This window comes from Ureibacillus xyleni (assembly GCF_900217795.1).
GTDB classification, from domain to species: domain Bacteria; phylum Bacillota; class Bacilli; order Bacillales_A; family Planococcaceae; genus Ureibacillus; species Ureibacillus xyleni.
Map to the genome: position 1 here is coordinate 12,798 of NZ_OBMQ01000011.1, position 16,110 is coordinate 28,907.

Here is a 16,110-nt window from a genome sequence, read left to right on the forward strand (position 1 = left end):
GATTATATGCAACTATTTGGTTGCTCGTCAAGTGAAAATAAGAAGGGCTGCATCTTGTACATCATTTCACATGGAAAACTCGATCCCAGCGTCTTTCATAACCTCGATAAATATACCTCCAACATCACTACTCTTTTAACTAGTCGAAATAGTCGTTTTTATTTTACTTTTTTGGCAAAATAAAATATATAGCAAAATAGAAGTGTGGTGTAAAACATGACAACAAATATTCCTGATTTATCTTGGACAACTTTCTATATGGAATTTGCCGATAAACTATTAAATTACAAAACTAGACGTCACGAGCTGCTTCACATACTTGAAGAAGTTTTTGACCATCTCAACATGCGCAACCCTTTTATAGAAAATGGAGAACCTCTTGACGATATTGATCCATTTACCGTATTTGGCTGTTTCAACAAAGGAATTAAGAATGACAATCGGATTTCACTAATGGAAAACATCGGAAAGAAGATTGGCGTTACAGTACCAGTTCCCACTGAATTTGATGGCATTCCCGTCCTCAATAATATGAAAGCCTGGTTTTTTGCTTATAAAAATGAAAGAAATCCAGATGACATTCAAAATCTGTGGGATTTGTTTGAAGCAAGTATCCATTTTGCCAGCACCTCTTCTGAAAATGAGAATTTTATCGATTGTTTTGATAAAGTAAGCAATCAACTAGGCATTAAGTGGAATTTAACAATTGGGCTTTATTGGATTCGTCCATTTGTCTATTTAAATTTAGATGAAAGAAACCGCACCTTTTTACGAGAAAATAGCCCTTATTCGGAAGAGCTCATGAAAATTTCAAAATTAAACCAGCTTCCATCTGCTACTGAATACCTCCTATTCATTCGTTGTTGTACTGAGATTTTCAAAAAGGAAACGAATCCTCATCATAGTTTTCCTGAATTATCTTTCGCAGCATGGATGTCGCCGGGTAAAAAGAAATCCACTGCGAGCTTTTTAAAATGGTTTGCCCCACTTATTCATGCATTAAAAGAGCTCGGTGGTTCCGGTACTCCAGATGAAGTTCGGAAACAAATCATTTCAGACTTACAATTGCCTGATGAAATCGTCAATGAAACACGGGGGAAAAGTGGTGTTAAAAAATTTGATAATGAGTTAGGGTTTGCAAGAAACTACCTTGTGTATGAAGGGTACATTGATAATTCAATTCGGGGTATTTGGTCACTTACCGAAAAAGGCAAAAATGCACCGATGAATGAAGAAATTGCGAGCGAAATCTTTGTAAAGTGGGCCGATAAACTTAAACAACAGCGCGAAGATGACCCTACTTCTCCATCTGATATTGACAACAAAAATGAGAAAAAATATTGGATTTATGCACCTGGTACCAATGCTTCAGAATGGGAAGATTTTTATGCAAAAGGGATTATGGGCATTGGATGGGAAGAATTAGGCGACTTAAAACAGTATCCATCCAAAGAAGCCATGAAAAGTAAAATGAAGGAACTATATGGCGAGGAATATACCTATGTCAATTCTGCTCATGCTACTTGGCAATTTGCAAATGAACTTTTACCTGGTGATGTTGTTTATGTCAAAAAAGGAACGTCAAAAATTATCGGTCGGGGAATAGTCGAATCTGAATATATTTTTGATCCAAATCGAAAGACATACAATCACATTCACAAGGTCAAATGGAAAAACAATGGAGAATGGGAACACCCTGGAAAAGCTGTTACGAAAACATTAACGGATATTACATCCTATACAGATTACGTTCAAAAACTTGAAAACCTCTTTGTTGATGAAAATGATGAGGAGATTGAAGAGGAAATTGAAGTTGTCTACGATCCATATACAGAAAATGATTTTCTAAATGAAGTTTTTATGGATGAAGAACGTTATCAAAAATTGGTACATCTACTAAAGCTTAAGAAAAATATTATTTTACAAGGGGCACCGGGTGTAGGGAAAACGTTCTCTGCTAAAAGGCTTGCCTATTCAATGATGGGGGTAAAGGACAGTAGCCGTATCATGACGGTGCAGTTCCATCAAAGTTATAGCTATGAAGATTTTATTAGGGGTTATCGCCCAACGAGTACTGGATTTGAACTGTCAGCCGGGCCATTTTATGAGTTCTGTAAAAAAGCCCAAGAAGATGATCGAGATCATTTCTTTATTATCGATGAAATCAACCGAGGCAATTTAAGTAAAATCTTTGGGGAGCTTTTAATGCTCATTGAAAAAGACAAACGTGGCCAAAAATTACGTTTGCTTTATTCAAATGAATACTTCTCCGTCCCTAAAAATGTCTACATTATCGGCATGATGAATACTGCTGACCGTAGCCTTGCCATGATTGATTATGCACTAAGAAGAAGATTTGCCTTCTTTGAATTGGAACCAGCTTTTGATTCGGAAGGTTTCCAAGCGCAATTGAACGAGGCAAACAATCCAAAGTATCAGGCATTAGTGCGAGAAATTGAAACCCTTAATGAAGCGATTAGCAAGGACGAATCGTTAGGTAATGGATTCCGCATTGGTCATAGTTATTTATGTGCGGACGAAGAAGTGACCGATGAATGGTTGTCTTCCGTTGTTGAATTTGAACTTTTACCTTTATTAGAAGAATATTGGTTTGACGAACAATCGAAAATCGATCATTGGTCAACTAAACTTCGTGGTGCCTTACATGATTAAAATTCAAAACATTTACCATATGTTAGCTTATGCTTTTCAAGTGTTAACGAAAGATAAATATGCAAAATTAGCAACAGAGGAATTCGAACATGTTTCAGATCTTTTAGCAGAGATTTTAGCGAAAGGAATAGGCGATCAAATCAAAAGGGGCTTAGGTAGAGACTATGTGGAACAAACCGAGTCCCTCAGTTCCCCTATTGGTAAAATGAATCTTGCCCATTCAGTAAAACAACAATCTTTGCGCAAAAAGCAATTGGTTTGTACGTTTGATGAATATACAGAAAACTCCTATATGAACAGGATTCTAAAAACGACCGCCCTTTTGTTAATTAAAACACCTGAAGTATCAATTCAACGGAAGAAAGCATTGAAGAGAGTGCTGCTTTATTTTACGCAAGTAGATGAAATGGATTATCGAACAATTGAGTGGTCGGGTATAAAATATCATCGCAATAACGCAACTTACAAAATGCTCGTGAACATTTGCTATTTAGTTATTAAGGGATTGTTACAAACGGAAGAGAAGGGTTCGCATCAATTAGCAACGTTCTTAGACGACCAACTGATGCATCGCTTATATGAGAAGTTCGTGCTTGAGTATTATCGGAAACATTTTCCACAACTTCATGCCTCCCCTTCCCATATCGATTGGAATGTAGATGATGGATTGATTGATTTTTTACCTATGATGAAATCAGATATTACTCTTTATTATGGGGAGAAAATTATCATCATCGATACAAAATATTATGGTCGGACCATGCAAACAAATCGTTATTATAATAGTAAAACGATCCATTCTGGGAACTTGTACCAAATATTTACCTATGTTAAAAATAAAGACCTCTCTAACTCAGGGAATGTTAGTGGAATTTTGCTCTATGCAAAGACAGATGAAGACGTTGTACCAGATAGTGAGTTCTTAATGCGCGGAAATCGAATCGCTGTAAAAACGCTCGATTTGAATCGTGATTTTTCCAATATCGCAAAACAGCTAGACGATCTAGTAGAAAGATATGTATTTACAGAGTCAATCCTTCCTTAATATTTGAGGAAGGATTGTTTTCTTATGAATATTGGAACTTATAAGTAGCTCCTTCGATATTTACAACCTTTTCTATCTCAGCTCCTGCGATAATTACTTCTGCAATCTTATCCTCATCCGACTTTTTAAACGTAATCGTACAATTCGGTGATAGCACTTTTATTTCTCCTTCATTTTCAACCGTATCAGATTGAAATACCCTCGCCCATTCATTTGCAACAGACAGGTCTCGTACAGCATAAGTAATTTCCTTTATACTCAAGTTCCCCAATGAATGTTCGCCAATTGTGCCAAGCTTCACCAACTCATTGAAACGTTCCTCATTCGTGCCTTCCCATTGAATTAAAAATGGAAAATCCACTGCTAAGTCTTTCTTTCCAAAGTGCAATAGTTGCCATTTCACAACGGAGCCATCTGGTCGAACTCTAGAAAATTGTTGCGGACCATCAACTTCAAACCCAGCTTTCTCTAGCCGTTTTGCATCTTCTTTAATAGTAGTCGTTCTAAATGCAAGCCTCGTTAACCCATTAGTGTAATGACGTTTTTTATATGAATCATGTAACGTGTATGGTATTTCAGCAGATTTCTCCAAAAGCTCCTGATCAAATACACCGATAAACTCAATATATGATAACCCGAAGTAACATAAAGAGTTATATGTACCCCACATTTCGTGTTTCCCGCCAAGAGCTGTATGTAGACCGATTTTCTTCGTTTCTTCTACCAGATTTTCAGGCTTGTCTACAAAATGAACGATATGATCTAATTCATACATGAGAATCCTCCTTTATCACCGTTTCCTGTAATGTCGCATCCCAATCTTTACTCACATCCACCCACGCATTAGCACCTGAATATTCCAATAACTCCGCGCAAGTTAATTCAATCGCCGAGTTCACACTACCACATGCAGGAAATACCGTTTGGAAACGTTGCATGGACACATCTAAGAAAATGCTTAACGGATTCGCAAGTCCAAAGGGGCAAACTCCTCCAACAACATGGCCTGTTTGTTCGACGACTTCTTCTGCGTTTAACATTTTTGGTTTTGTGCCGAACTCTTCTTTAAATTTTTTATTGTCAATTTTTGCATCCCCTGCTGTTACGACTAAAAAAGCATTGCCTTCTTTGTCTTTGAAAGATAGGGTTTTGGCAATTTTCGCCGGAATAACGTTTAATGCGTTTGCCGCTTGTTCCACTGTTGCACTGGATTGGTTGTATTCTAGAATATCTTGCTCACGATTAAATTTTTTGAAATGTTCCTTTACACTACTTAATGACATATAAAATCCTCTCTTTTCTTACCAACATAGTATGTTTACTATTATACAGGGAATTGTTAGAAAATATAAAATAAAAGAGCTTTCATCAGAAGGTCTCTGAAAAAAGCTCGAGGGTCTTATCGGTTATATCGATTAATTAAATCCACAAATGCATTCACAAAGCCTTGTAAAAATTGAACTGTTCCTTGATCCTTAATTTTTCCGTTGTCATCAAAAAGTGATCCGGAATTGGCAATATAGGCTTCAGGTTGTTGAAGGATTGGCATATTCAAAAATACAAGACACTGTCGTAGGTGATGGTTCGCACCAAAGCCACTTAAGTTCCCCATCGATTGACTAATAATTGCTGCCGGCTTTCCTTCCCAAGAGCTTTGTCCATATGGGCGTGAACCAACATCGATTGCATTTTTTAGCGCACCCGGCATGGAACGGTTATATTCAGGAGTGATAAACAGTATTGCATCCATACCCTTTAACGTACTTCGGAATGCAGTATATTCTGCAGGAGAGCTCGTCTCGTTATCAATATCTTCATTGTACATAGGAAGATTGCCGATATCGATAAACTCTGCTTCATAGCCTTCAGGGAAATATTGTGCGACATTTTCACCAATTTTTTTGGATAAAGATTCTTTTCGTAAACTACCACTAATAATGCCTACTTTAACCATTAGTATCATCCTATCTGTCAAAATTTTTATAAGAACCTTTAGTATTATATCCCCCTCACAATTATTTAAAACTTGCGCAAAACAAAAAGACTAGGTACTCCTAGCCTTGTAGTGTGCTTAATATTTGAAATAGTACTTTTGCCGTTTGTTCTTTACCTTCCACTCTTTCTACTTCACCATTTGATGCAACAATGTAATGCGGCTCATGAGCTCCATACAATGAGTTTGAGCTGTTTGCCACCATATAGGAAGCATTGGAAGATTCCATTCGTAGTTTTGCACGATGGATTAAATAATCAACGTCATCTGTAGCTTCTAGTTTAAAGCCGATTAAAGTTGTATCTGGTGCCCATTCTTTAATTTGCCCTAATACTTTCGGCGCTTTTTTAAAATGGATAATCGGAGGCTCGTCTGAAGGCATTTTCCCCTTGTCTTCCATCAAGTTCCCTGATTGATCATACACTTTATCGATAATCCAATCAGAACCTGCAGCTGCCATAATTACAAAATCAATTTGCTCCGTTTGAACGATTGATTTTATTTTCTCACCTAAATCTTCAATGCCTTCAAACATGATCGTTCGCATTTGTCTTGCGTTCGTTGGAAGCATTGCAAAATAGCCATGCAAATAAATGACTTCTGCCCCTTCACTAAGTGCGGCTTCAGCTAGGAAACAGCCCATCGTTCCTTTTGATAAGTTTGTATGACCACGCACACGATCCCATTTTTCAAGCGTTCCACCACTCGTAATCAATACTTTTTTGCCACTCAACTTTTTCACACCATCACCCGTATCTATTTCTATTCATAGACAAGTGTAACTGACTTTAGCAAAAATTTCATTAATATATTCCCATCATAAAAGCGCGATTCTTCTCTTAAATCGCGCTAGTTTATGAAATACTCTATTTCAGGATAATCTTAAAAGAATAATAATAAAGTTCTTCCAATATTGCAGTAATACTTCCCCAAGCCCTTCTTATTCAAATATATATTTCCTTTTCTCCGACTCCCACAAATGTATAATACTGTAAATTAATTTTTACATACCGATAAATCTAATAAATAATCTAAGGGAGAGTCAAAATGAATATTAATACAACAACATATTCATCAATCGTTTCAACTACTCCAACTCAACGAAAAAATGAGGATAAAACAATTGCTAAAGAAACCGATCAAACCTCTATTCAAAGTACAAATGATTTTGTAAGTACAAAAGATAAAATGATGAAAATACTAGATGAAAAGTATCGGAAAATCAACGAACAAAATAAACAATTTAAAGATCCTCATGGTCATATATTTGATAAGTATAGAAACCCATATTCCCCTTACTTTAGAAGTGATCTGACAAAAAAGGAAAGAGATGCTGCTTACAGTATGGAAATAAGCTGGGCAAACAGTGGGAAAGAAAAAGGGGGATATTATGATTTTAATGATGCTGCCTTTCGTAATGAAAAGGCATACAATCCTGAGCAAGAAAGTATAGAACGTAAAGTGTTCAATCGACAAAAAGTTAATGAACAATTACATGAGTTATTTTCCAAGAATGGGGTTAGTATTCCTAATGGGACAAATTTAACATTTACAATCGACCCCAATAATTTCAAATTAACGGTTAGTGGTTCAAAAGATGAATCACTCATTGAGCAATTAGAAAATTTACTAAATACAACTAATAATACAAGAGAATTATTCTTTCATATTATGAAAAGTCGTTCTAACGACTCTACTCAATTTTCAAATGCAAAACTAGATAAATTTCGTCTTGTTAATCAAATAAAAACAATCACAGGATATAATTTGAAAGATTTAGAACTTGTAAATGGTAAGTTTATAACAGAAGATGGGACTGATATTTTCAATATTTATAAAGAAAAACTTAGTCAAAATCCATATACGAAGGATCACGTCGGAGCAGCAATTAGCTATTATGGTCCTATTCTTCAAGAACTAGCGAAATTTGGCTTCAATTCCATTCCTGATTTAACTCTTTCTATCGGTTACAAAGATAATCAACTTCACGACATCGGACAATGCATAAAATTTAATAATAAGACCTTTAATTCATAGCCTTCAAAAAAATTAGTGCTTACTTACGGATAATAAAAGTACTCTATAATAAATTCCTAAAAGATTTAATTTGTATATAATAAAGGCGCAATCCTCACCGATTGCGCCCGATTCTGGAATAAGTTAAATATCCCATATCATTATTTTTCCTTGTTCTTTACTCATCGCCAATTCAAAACGGTACCGATAACTATCATCGGTTCTCTGTTTAACTACTTTTTGTAAATTTTAACTTGTTCGTATTTGTGAACATAATCTTCAGGCAAAGGTAGTCTCCCGTTTTCATCCATCTTATATTCTTTTCCTTGAATTAAAAATACTGTATTTTCATCATGCCCATACTTATGTCAATTCTGTTCACTTATCCCACTGCTTTCACATCATGTAAACAGTAAAGTCAATTCGATATCTTTTTATTCCGTTATTTATTGTGAAAGGCTCTTCTGTGGTAATTCTGAAGCTCTCAAAGCATTCTAAAACTTCACTTGTGTTAAGTTAATTGGTGCTTTATTCTGGGAATCAAATACATTGCATATATACTTATGCTTATAGAACCTGACAAAGCGAAAATATCAACATAATTTAGTTCACCTGGATGAGCGATTTTTCCACCTTAACTTTTGTTATTTGATATGTAAATTGTTGTTCTTATTCATTTATATCTAGATAGCCAACAATGACCCCATATGCTTCCGATAATTTCTTTTCCGTCATCCTTATATCTATAGGAAGTTCTATTGATTCTATAATTCGTAATTCTTCATTGGATTCAATCGTAAATAGGTTGCCATCATCAAGTGGCAATGTCATATAATTTAGTGCACTAGCTAAATCCATGTCTTTTTGGACTAGATATAGATAAAAGTTTCCACTATGTGAAAGTTGGTTTTTTATGTGAATGTTGATATCTATTTTACCCTGATCATCATACCAAGCAATGTAACTTGGATTTTCATCTAATCGAATACTAATCGTTAAATATCGAAAAATTGGACTATTGATTGTTTACTCATCAATAGTCCAATTGGATTTTTATATTCGTTTTGTGTAAAGCTATTCTGGAATGTACGGCAACTCTAAATTTTTCGGGATATTAATTACATGCGTTTCCGTATAAGATTTAATTCCATCTTCTCCGTATTCGCGACCAACGCCGGATTGTTTTACCCCACCAAATGGGAATCGAACGTCTAACCCTTGAATTGCTGCTGTATTAATCATCGTTGTACCTGCTTCAATACGGCGAGCCACGTTCACGGCATGTTCTTCTTCTCCCCAAACCGAACTTGTTAAGCCATAAATACTTTCATTGTGTAATGCAATAACTTGTTCTTCATCATCAAATGGCATAATTGGCACGGTTGGACCAAATTGTTCTTCCACCACAATCGGGTCATGATAATCTGCACCTAACACTAATGTTGGTTGTAGGAAGTATCCATTATCCATTAATTCAGGGTTCACAATTTGCCCTAATGGAATTACTTTGCAACCTTTATTTTTTGCATCTTCCACTAAACTTTTTACGTATTTCACTTGGTTTTTATTATTCACTGGGCCGACAGTGACTTCTGGGTTAAACGGATCTCCCACGCGAATCCATTTGTTTGCCGCCTCAATATATTTTTCAACAAACTGCTCATAAATCGAACGGTGAACATACACACGTTTTGCAATCATACAAATTTGTCCTGCTGTTAGGAAGTTTGAAATAACCATGCGACGTAACGCTTTTTCATCATTCACATCAAAGTCTTCAAGGACAATTGCCGCATCGTTTCCACCTAATTCTAAGGTCATTTTTTTAATCGTTTCTGAAGCCGCTTTAATAATACTTTTTGCCGTTTTAGTTCCACCCGTAAAGGCGATTTTCGCAATTTTTTCATTTGATGTCAGCTCGACCCCAACGTCTGCTTCACCATGAACTAAATTAAGAACACCTGGTGGAAATTCATCGGCAACAATTTCACATACTTTACTTACAGCGAGTGGCGCAAAGGGACTTGGTTTTAACACCATTGTATTTCCTGTTAATAAAGCTGGAGCAATTTTAATTGTGGATAAGGAAATTGGATAGTTCCAAGGTGTGATAGCACTCACTACGCCAATCGGGTCAAATGTAATGATTGTTTTTCCATTTTCATGTTCTTTCACTTCTGGCGTTACGACATTTTTTACATGGTTACATGCAAATTCCATCCACATAATCGAAACGGCAATCTCACCTTTTGCATCATACAACGCCTTTCCATGTTCACGAGACAAAAACTCGGCAATTTCATCCGTTGAATCCTTAATCTTTTGAATTGCCCGTTCCATTCTCGCAATCCGATCATCCACATCTGACCATTTCCAAGTTTTGAAGGCCTCATAAGCAGCGTCAATCGCTCGTTGCGTTTCTTCTTTTGTATTTACTGGTGCATAACCTACGATCGTATCAGGGTGTGTTGGATTTTCACGAGGTAATGTTCTTGCAGTCTCAATTTTCTCGCCATTAATAATTGCTTTGATTACAATTGGCTCTGTTGTCATATTGGTTAGACCCTCCAAATTCGGTTTTCAATATCTTCAGTATGAATTTGGAACGAGTAAAATATACTATTTTGATTTTTTTACAGATACTAATTCAGTAATAACTTTTCCATCCTTATTTGTACTTTTAATAATTCCGATGCCTTTTGCTAAATATTCTCTTGAGCCATTAGGGTAACGAAGAATCACTACATTTTTAAAGGTACCAGCTTTTACTTTGATCGTTTTAGTTGTGCTTTCTACAAGAACATCGATTACTTCATCAAATCCGGAATAATCTTTTACATAATGTCCCTGTTTAAGCGGCAATGGAATGTCAATAAATATAAAATCCGATTGTGCAACTCCCACAACGAATTCATCATTTTTTTCCAAATAAACAAAGTTCGGCACATCAGGATATAGCGGACTCTTTGGGTTATATAACTCAGTATACTTTCCTACTTTACTTACAATAAACGTTTCTTTCTTATCTTCTAGTATCGATGGTTGATATGTAAGTATTAAACCATCTGCTGGTGATAAGCCACCCGTAACCGTCCCATTTGTCGCTTTTGGATTTTTATTTGTGAGAGCAGCGGTATAAACATAGCCCTCTAATTTACCACTCTTTATATAAGACCAACCTTTTGATGAAGAGAATACCCTTACTTTTGAATGGTTTTTAATTGTCCCTAGTTGTTCCGCGTTTTGTTTTGGTTCGGCACGCAAGATGATGTCACTTTTTGCATTTACATACATTTCAGTAGATCCTGCTGCTTTCGTTGTATCTTCAGAAAATGCAAATGAAATACCAAATACGAGTAATAAGAGTACAAAAGCTACTTTTCTCAATGTGAAACCTCCCTTATATTAAATACAACATAGAAATATATGGTATTAAACTACGAAAATATTCACATTTGAGTAAGTGATTTAAGTAAATTAGGGTTACTCTCCTTTTATTACTAGCCCCAAAAATGTCATTTATATATTATTATTGTAACAGAGGTGATATAAATGATAAAAAAATACGAATATCCTGTAATATTTGCAGTAGAGGACGAACCAACTGAAGAGGGAGATTTCCCCGTATACATACGAATACCTGACCTAATGGATGCTGGTTTTACCCTTGCATCTTCTAGCGGTCATACAGAAGACGATATCCTTACGATTGCAAGTGATTGTATGAAAATTGCGATTCAAGATGGTCTTCGAAGAGATTTACATACGCCGGTTCCATCAAAGCTTCGAGAGATTGATATAAATAAGCATCTTTATGTTTACGAAGACGAGTCAATTGAGTTAAGAAGCATTGCGATCGAGTGGATCAAAACAGAAATATAAAAAACTAGCCATCAAACCTGTTAAAAGGATTGATGGCTAGCACTTTACTACTTAAGTGTAAACACTCGCACAAGTTCCAGCAGCTGGTTCATAATAGCAGTGATTTTTAAATTGCCCAGCAAATGGTTGACCATACCATGTTGGAGGACATGGTGCATATGGGTTAAAGTACCACAGAGAATATTTTCCTGGTTGTTGTCTCCAATAATCCAAAACTTGCTTTGCTAATCGTTGTTCGTTTGGTCTTGCTCTATTGTAAAATAAATTTCCCTTTTGAACGGCTTCAAAAGAATAATTTCCCCCTTGAACTTGGTAAATTACGTCCTCAATCGTTCTTACATCTCTGAAGTCTAAACAATCGGCAATGGCACGATTTACAATAACGTTTCCTACATACAACATCCCTTGATTTCCTTCGCCTTCAGCTTCCGCCCTCATCATTCTCGCGATTAGATCAATGTCTGCATCACGATATTTCACTCTTGGCATCTTCTCACCCCAAAAACATAGTATGAAGCAAAATCTCTATTAATGTTATAGAGTATGCGATTACTTTACTTTCGTGTACACGTTTTAGGGGATACGGATTTTAAACTATATGAAAAAAGAGGTTGAAAACAAATTGTCTCAACCTCTTTTAAAAAATTATTATTCTTCGTCCATAAATGGATATGTGATATCCGTTGTTGGTGCGAAGTTTTCTTTAATCACGCGTGGTGTAGTCCAACGAATCATGTTAAATACAGAACCTGCTTTATCGTTCGTACCTGAACCACGGGATCCACCAAATGGTTGTTGATTAATCATTGCACCAGTTGGTTTGTCATTGATATAGAAGTTTCCAGCAGCACCTGATAAACGGCTTTCTAAGTGCATAATAACTGTGCGATCTTGTGCAAAGATTGCTCCTGTTAATGCGTACATAGAAGCTGTATCTACTGAATCTAATGTTTCTTCTAATTTATCATTTTCATAAACATAGATTGTTAACACTGGTCCGAAAATTTCTTCTACCATTGTTTTGAAGTTTGGATTTGACGTTACAATAATTGTTGGTTGAATGAAGTAACCAACTGAATCATCATAAGTACCACCAGCGATAATTTCTGCTTCTTCAGATGCTTTTGCATACTCAATATAGCCTGTAATTGAGTCGAATGCTGCTTGATCGATTACAGCACCCATGAAGTTACGGAAGTCACGAACATCCCCAACTTTAAGTTTTGCTGTTTGTTCGATTAAACCAGCTTTCACTTCTTCCCATAAGCTAGCAGGAATGTAAGCACGAGAAGCTGCAGAACATTTTTGACCTTGGTATTCAAAAGCACCACGAACAAGGTTAGATACTACTTTGTCAGCTTGAGCTGTTTCATGAGCAAATACAAAGTCTTTCCCACCAGTTTCCCCTACTAAACGCGGGTAAGATTGATAGTTTGCAATATTTTTCCCTACGTTTTTCCAAATTGTTTGGAATGTAGCTGTTGATCCTGTGAAGTGGAATCCAGCCATACGTGAGTCTGTTAATACGATTTCAGAAACTTGTGAACCACGAGATGGAACAAAGTTAATAACACCTTTTGGTAAACCTGCTTCTTCTAAAATACGCATAAAGTAATAGTTTGCTAGAATTGAAGTTGTAGCAGGTTTCCAAACAACAACATTCCCCATCATTGCAGGTGCTGAAGGTAGGTTCCCACCGATTGCAGTGAAGTTAAATGGAGAAATCGCTAATACGAAACCATCTAATGGACGGTAATCTAGGCGATTCCAAACATTTTTCATGCTATCAGGTTGAATTTGGTACACTTGGTTAGCATAATCAACGCCAAAACGTAAGAAGTCTGCTAGTTCTTGAGCAGAGTCAATTTCAGCTTGAATAACTGTTTTAGATTGACCTAACATCGTTGCCGCGTTCATTACATCACGGTACGGTCCTGAAATTAAGTCAGCAGCTTTTAAGAAAATTGCTGCACGGTGTTCCCAAGGCATGTTAGCCCAAGATTCTTTTGCAGCCATTGCCGCTTCAACTGCAGCACGTAATTCTTTTTCGCCAGCTTCTGAATAGTTTGCTAACACATGTTGATGATTATGTGGCATTACCACTTGTTTAACTGTATCTGTTTTTATATTTTCACCGTTAATAATCACAGGGATATCCACTACAACATTTGATTGGCGATTTAATTCTGCTTTTAATGTTTCTCTTTCTTTCGTACCTGGTGCATATGTATACCCAGGTTCATTTTTAGGTGTTGGTATTTTGAAAATTCCGTTACTCATTTGACACGTTCCTTCCTGATGTAAAAATACTTTCATCCTACAAATAGACATTGCGTCCATAAAAAATTATATCACATATAATTTCTTTTTTGATATGGTTACCCCATAATTGTCTGTACCAATTACTACTAAATATTATGGATAACAATACACTCATAGAATTTTATTTCAAAATTTGCAAAAAAGCTATTAAAAGATGTTTTTTTGAGAAAAAAATGTGTATAAAAAATTTCTAACCGCCTATACTATTAGAGATTTCACTTCAAATCTGTGATTGGGAGGGTTAACCCGATGAGTAAGGAAGATTGAACTCGGAAGGAACCATCTGTACTGAAAAAGCGATTCTTTACGAAAAGCGAGGCAGTGTGTCATGGATTTAATGTAAGTTGAAATCGAACCCGGAATTTATTTTCCGGGTCTTTTTTTATTTAACGTCCTTTAAAGAAGAAAAACTATAGTCAAGTTGATGCATTTCTCCCCTTTTTACCTGCTTTAATGTTGCTACAATCAAAAAGCTAACAATCACTAATAACAGCCAGGAACTAACCTTTCCTAAGTGTACAAGGCTCCATGCGTCGGTTTGGTTCGGATATTGCCATGCGCCAAAGAACGTGGCGATATTTTCTGCAATCCATATAAAAAATCCAATCAATATAAAGGATAAGACAAGCGGCATTCGATAAATCGTCCCGTTCACCTTATAAGTGACGTACGATTTCCAAAACACAATAATGACTAGACCAGACAACCACCACCTGATATCCACCCAAAAATGGTGAGTGAAAAAGTTCAAATAAATGGCAGCTGCTAATGGGACGACTAGGAAAAAGGACGGCCAATAAAACAGTTCGACATGTATCCTTCTCCACGCTTGACAAAGATAGCTTGCCACACTTGCATACATAAACCCACTATATAATGGGACGCCAAAAATTTTCGAATATCCTTCCTCAGGGTACGACCAAGAGCCCATATGAACCTTGAACATTTCAAGAGCAAGGCCGATGAGATGGAACAGTGTAATTACCTTTAGTTCATCCCGCGTTTCGATTCCAGAATGCACCATCCACCACTGCATGATTAGGAAAATAATCAGTAGCCAATCATACCGAGGGAGAAATGGAAGTGGAATCATTTGAGTGATGGCAAGGGACGCAAAAATAACAACAGGAAATAAACAAGATAGAGCTTGCTGCGAACCAAAAGAAACGAGTTGTTTTAGCGCTCTCATGAATCATCCTCTTCCATTCGGTACTCTAAAATATCTCCGGGTTGACAATCTAAAGCTTTACAAATGGCATCTAACGTTGAAATTCGAATTGCTTTTGCCTTTCCATTTTTTAAAATAGAAAGATTAGCCATTGTTATTCCAACACGCTCCGAAAGCTCCGTGACACTCATTTTCCGTTTCGCTAACATAACATCGATATTAATAATAATTGCCATAGTTCCACCTCTAGACCGTTAAATCATTTTCTTGTTTTATGTTAATTGCCTCTTGTAAAAGTCTTTGGAGAACGGCTGCAAATACTGCAATGACCATTGAAGCAAAAATTAATACCATTCCAATTACAATGATCCCTGGCGCATCGTCTCTTTCCGCAATGAGATAAAACAGCGGAAGTCCGACAACATAAATACTACTAATTGCAATGGCACATCGCTTAATGTTTTTTAATCCATTTACAGAGTGTTGAGAAAAAGCAATATTGTGGTCAATATAGCTAAGAAGTTTTATTGATTGATACAAGGCTAAATAATAAGGTATCGCCGCCGCATACATATCAATCCAAACTAGATATTTAATAAATGTAAACTCCGGATATAATTCAGCTGCGAATCTGCCAATATCAGGAACTAAAAATATGCATATAGCAAAAATTGGGACTCCCATCAAAATCACTGCAATTTTTAAAAAGAGTGTTGTTCCTCTTTTCATAAATAAGCACCTCACTAAAATTATTGTCATATCGAATTTAACATAACATTTATCGTTTTACAATAAATTTTTATTGATAAAATTAACTAATTTCTTTTCCGGTGAAAAACTCTTATTTTTAAATCTATTTTTTTAGTCTATTTTGATAGATTCCAACATATAAATAAAAATATGTCCGATTATTCAAATATTTTGTAATAAATTATCATTTTTCAACCACACTCAAAGTCGCTATTATGATTAATGCAGAAGATCTTATTTAATCGAACTAGAATTCTTGAA

The 16,110-nt window shown here is 36.0% G+C and carries 16 protein-coding genes; 4 read left to right on the forward strand and 12 right to left on the reverse strand.

All coding sequences use genetic code 11. The annotated features are described in order from the left end of the window. Positions 1 to 216: 216 nt before the first annotated feature. Positions 217 to 2,673 carry an AAA family ATPase gene (locus tag CRO00_RS14530; protein ID WP_097074389.1) on the forward strand — a complete coding sequence of 819 codons (2,457 nt, stop codon included), beginning with the start codon at positions 217 to 219 and terminating at the stop codon, positions 2,671 to 2,673. Further along, the gene (gene mcrC, locus CRO00_RS14535; RefSeq protein WP_097074390.1) at positions 2,666 to 3,718 is read left to right on the forward strand and encodes a 5-methylcytosine-specific restriction endonuclease system specificity protein McrC; all 1,053 of its coding nucleotides are present in this window, start codon (positions 2,666 to 2,668) and stop codon (positions 3,716 to 3,718) included. Before CRO00_RS14530 ends, mcrC begins: the two co-directional genes overlap by 8 nt. Before the next feature lie 22 nt (positions 3,719 to 3,740). Here mcrC and CRO00_RS14540 read toward each other — a convergent pair whose 3' ends face one another. From CRO00_RS14540 to CRO00_RS14555, 4 genes are all read right to left on the reverse strand, one after another. Next, the gene (locus CRO00_RS14540; RefSeq protein WP_097074391.1) at positions 3,741 to 4,493 is read right to left on the reverse strand and encodes a VOC family protein; all 753 of its coding nucleotides are present in this window, start codon (positions 4,491 to 4,493) and stop codon (positions 3,741 to 3,743) included. Next, entirely contained in the window at positions 4,486 to 5,001 is a 516-nt protein-coding gene (locus tag CRO00_RS14545; protein ID WP_097074392.1) for a YbaK/EbsC family protein, read from the reverse strand. The genes CRO00_RS14540 and CRO00_RS14545 overlap by 8 nt, the downstream gene beginning before the upstream one ends. Before the next feature lie 116 nt (positions 5,002 to 5,117). Continuing rightward, positions 5,118 to 5,672, reverse strand: a complete 555-nt coding sequence (locus CRO00_RS14550) for an NADPH-dependent FMN reductase (RefSeq protein WP_097074393.1) — start codon at positions 5,670 to 5,672, stop codon at positions 5,118 to 5,120. Positions 5,673 to 5,772: 100 nt separating this feature from the next. Further along, positions 5,773 to 6,444 carry a phosphopantothenoylcysteine decarboxylase domain-containing protein gene (locus CRO00_RS14555; RefSeq protein WP_202615689.1) on the reverse strand — a complete coding sequence of 224 codons (672 nt, stop codon included), beginning with the start codon at positions 6,442 to 6,444 and terminating at the stop codon, positions 5,773 to 5,775. Positions 6,445 to 6,758: 314 nt separating this feature from the next. Between CRO00_RS14555 and CRO00_RS14560 the strand changes: the two genes are divergently transcribed. Further along, the gene (locus tag CRO00_RS14560; protein ID WP_097074395.1) at positions 6,759 to 7,748 is read left to right on the forward strand and encodes a DUF4885 family protein; all 990 of its coding nucleotides are present in this window, start codon (positions 6,759 to 6,761) and stop codon (positions 7,746 to 7,748) included. Positions 7,749 to 8,396: 648 nt separating this feature from the next. Here CRO00_RS14560 and CRO00_RS14565 read toward each other — a convergent pair. The 3 genes from CRO00_RS14565 to CRO00_RS14575 form a co-directional block, all read right to left on the reverse strand. Then, a complete protein-coding gene (locus tag CRO00_RS14565; RefSeq protein ID WP_097074396.1) occupies positions 8,397 to 8,585 on the reverse strand; it encodes a hypothetical protein in 189 nt (62 codons plus the stop codon). A 216-nt stretch (positions 8,586 to 8,801) separates the two neighbouring features. Beyond that, positions 8,802 to 10,280, reverse strand: a complete 1,479-nt coding sequence (locus tag CRO00_RS14570; RefSeq protein ID WP_097074397.1) for an aldehyde dehydrogenase family protein — start codon at positions 10,278 to 10,280, stop codon at positions 8,802 to 8,804. 66 nt (positions 10,281 to 10,346) lie between these two features. Further along, complete coding sequence (locus CRO00_RS14575) at positions 10,347 to 11,114, reverse strand: SH3 domain-containing protein (RefSeq protein WP_097074398.1); 768 nt, start codon at positions 11,112 to 11,114, stop codon at positions 10,347 to 10,349. A gap of 165 nt (positions 11,115 to 11,279) precedes the next feature. Here CRO00_RS14575 and CRO00_RS14580 point away from each other — a divergent pair, with 165 nt between their 5' ends. Further along, entirely contained in the window at positions 11,280 to 11,609 is a 330-nt protein-coding gene (locus CRO00_RS14580) for a hypothetical protein (protein ID WP_097074399.1), read from the forward strand. A 51-nt stretch (positions 11,610 to 11,660) separates the two neighbouring features. On the opposite strand, the gene CRO00_RS14585 is transcribed toward CRO00_RS14580, so the two are convergent. The 5 genes from CRO00_RS14585 to CRO00_RS14605 all read right to left on the reverse strand — a co-directional run bounded on the left by CRO00_RS14585 (position 11,661) and on the right by CRO00_RS14605 (position 15,828). Beyond that, on the reverse strand, positions 11,661 to 12,098 hold the full coding sequence (locus CRO00_RS14585) for a cell wall hydrolase (RefSeq protein ID WP_097074400.1): 438 nt from the start codon (positions 12,096 to 12,098) through the stop codon (positions 11,661 to 11,663). A 159-nt stretch (positions 12,099 to 12,257) separates the two neighbouring features. Next, positions 12,258 to 13,889 (reverse strand): L-glutamate gamma-semialdehyde dehydrogenase, encoded by a 1,632-nt coding sequence (gene pruA / locus CRO00_RS14590; protein ID WP_097074401.1) that lies wholly within the window; start codon positions 13,887 to 13,889, stop codon positions 12,258 to 12,260. A 424-nt stretch (positions 13,890 to 14,313) separates the two neighbouring features. After that, positions 14,314 to 15,120: a DUF817 domain-containing protein gene (locus tag CRO00_RS14595; RefSeq protein WP_097074402.1), complete on the reverse strand. Its 807-nt coding sequence runs from the start codon at positions 15,118 to 15,120 to the stop codon at positions 14,314 to 14,316. Continuing rightward, positions 15,117 to 15,335, reverse strand: coding sequence for a helix-turn-helix domain-containing protein (locus CRO00_RS14600; protein WP_097074403.1), 219 nt, complete (start codon positions 15,333 to 15,335; stop codon positions 15,117 to 15,119). The genes CRO00_RS14595 and CRO00_RS14600 overlap by 4 nt, the downstream gene beginning before the upstream one ends. 10 nt (positions 15,336 to 15,345) lie before the next feature. After that, the gene (locus tag CRO00_RS14605; protein ID WP_097074404.1) at positions 15,346 to 15,828 is read right to left on the reverse strand and encodes a DUF2975 domain-containing protein; all 483 of its coding nucleotides are present in this window, start codon (positions 15,826 to 15,828) and stop codon (positions 15,346 to 15,348) included. Between the last annotated feature and the right edge of the window lie 282 nt (positions 15,829 to 16,110).

Excerpts from the sequence above, each read along its gene's own strand:
- CRO00_RS14530 (WP_097074389.1), top strand. The coding sequence starts at position 217 with ATGACAACAAATATTCCTGATTTATCTTGGACAACTTTCTATATGGAA.
- mcrC (WP_097074390.1), top strand. The coding sequence starts at position 2,666 with ATGATTAAAATTCAAAACATTTACCATATGTTAGCTTATGCTTTTCAA.
- CRO00_RS14540 (WP_097074391.1), bottom strand. The coding sequence starts at position 4,493 with ATGTATGAATTAGATCATATCGTTCATTTTGTAGACAAGCCTGAAAAT.
- CRO00_RS14545 (WP_097074392.1), bottom strand. The coding sequence starts at position 5,001 with ATGTCATTAAGTAGTGTAAAGGAACATTTCAAAAAATTTAATCGTGAG.
- CRO00_RS14550 (WP_097074393.1), bottom strand. The coding sequence starts at position 5,672 with ATGGTTAAAGTAGGCATTATTAGTGGTAGTTTACGAAAAGAATCTTTA.
- CRO00_RS14560 (WP_097074395.1), top strand. The coding sequence starts at position 6,759 with ATGAATATTAATACAACAACATATTCATCAATCGTTTCAACTACTCCA.
- CRO00_RS14565 (WP_097074396.1), bottom strand. The coding sequence starts at position 8,585 with ATGGATTTAGCTAGTGCACTAAATTATATGACATTGCCACTTGATGAT.
- CRO00_RS14570 (WP_097074397.1), bottom strand. The coding sequence starts at position 10,280 with ATGACAACAGAGCCAATTGTAATCAAAGCAATTATTAATGGCGAGAAA.
- CRO00_RS14580 (WP_097074399.1), top strand. The coding sequence starts at position 11,280 with ATGATAAAAAAATACGAATATCCTGTAATATTTGCAGTAGAGGACGAA.
- CRO00_RS14585 (WP_097074400.1), bottom strand. The coding sequence starts at position 12,098 with ATGCCAAGAGTGAAATATCGTGATGCAGACATTGATCTAATCGCGAGA.
- pruA (WP_097074401.1), bottom strand. The coding sequence starts at position 13,889 with ATGAGTAACGGAATTTTCAAAATACCAACACCTAAAAATGAACCTGGG.
- CRO00_RS14595 (WP_097074402.1), bottom strand. The coding sequence starts at position 15,120 with ATGAGAGCGCTAAAACAACTCGTTTCTTTTGGTTCGCAGCAAGCTCTA.
- CRO00_RS14600 (WP_097074403.1), bottom strand. The coding sequence starts at position 15,335 with ATGGCAATTATTATTAATATCGATGTTATGTTAGCGAAACGGAAAATG.
- CRO00_RS14605 (WP_097074404.1), bottom strand. The coding sequence starts at position 15,828 with ATGAAAAGAGGAACAACACTCTTTTTAAAAATTGCAGTGATTTTGATG.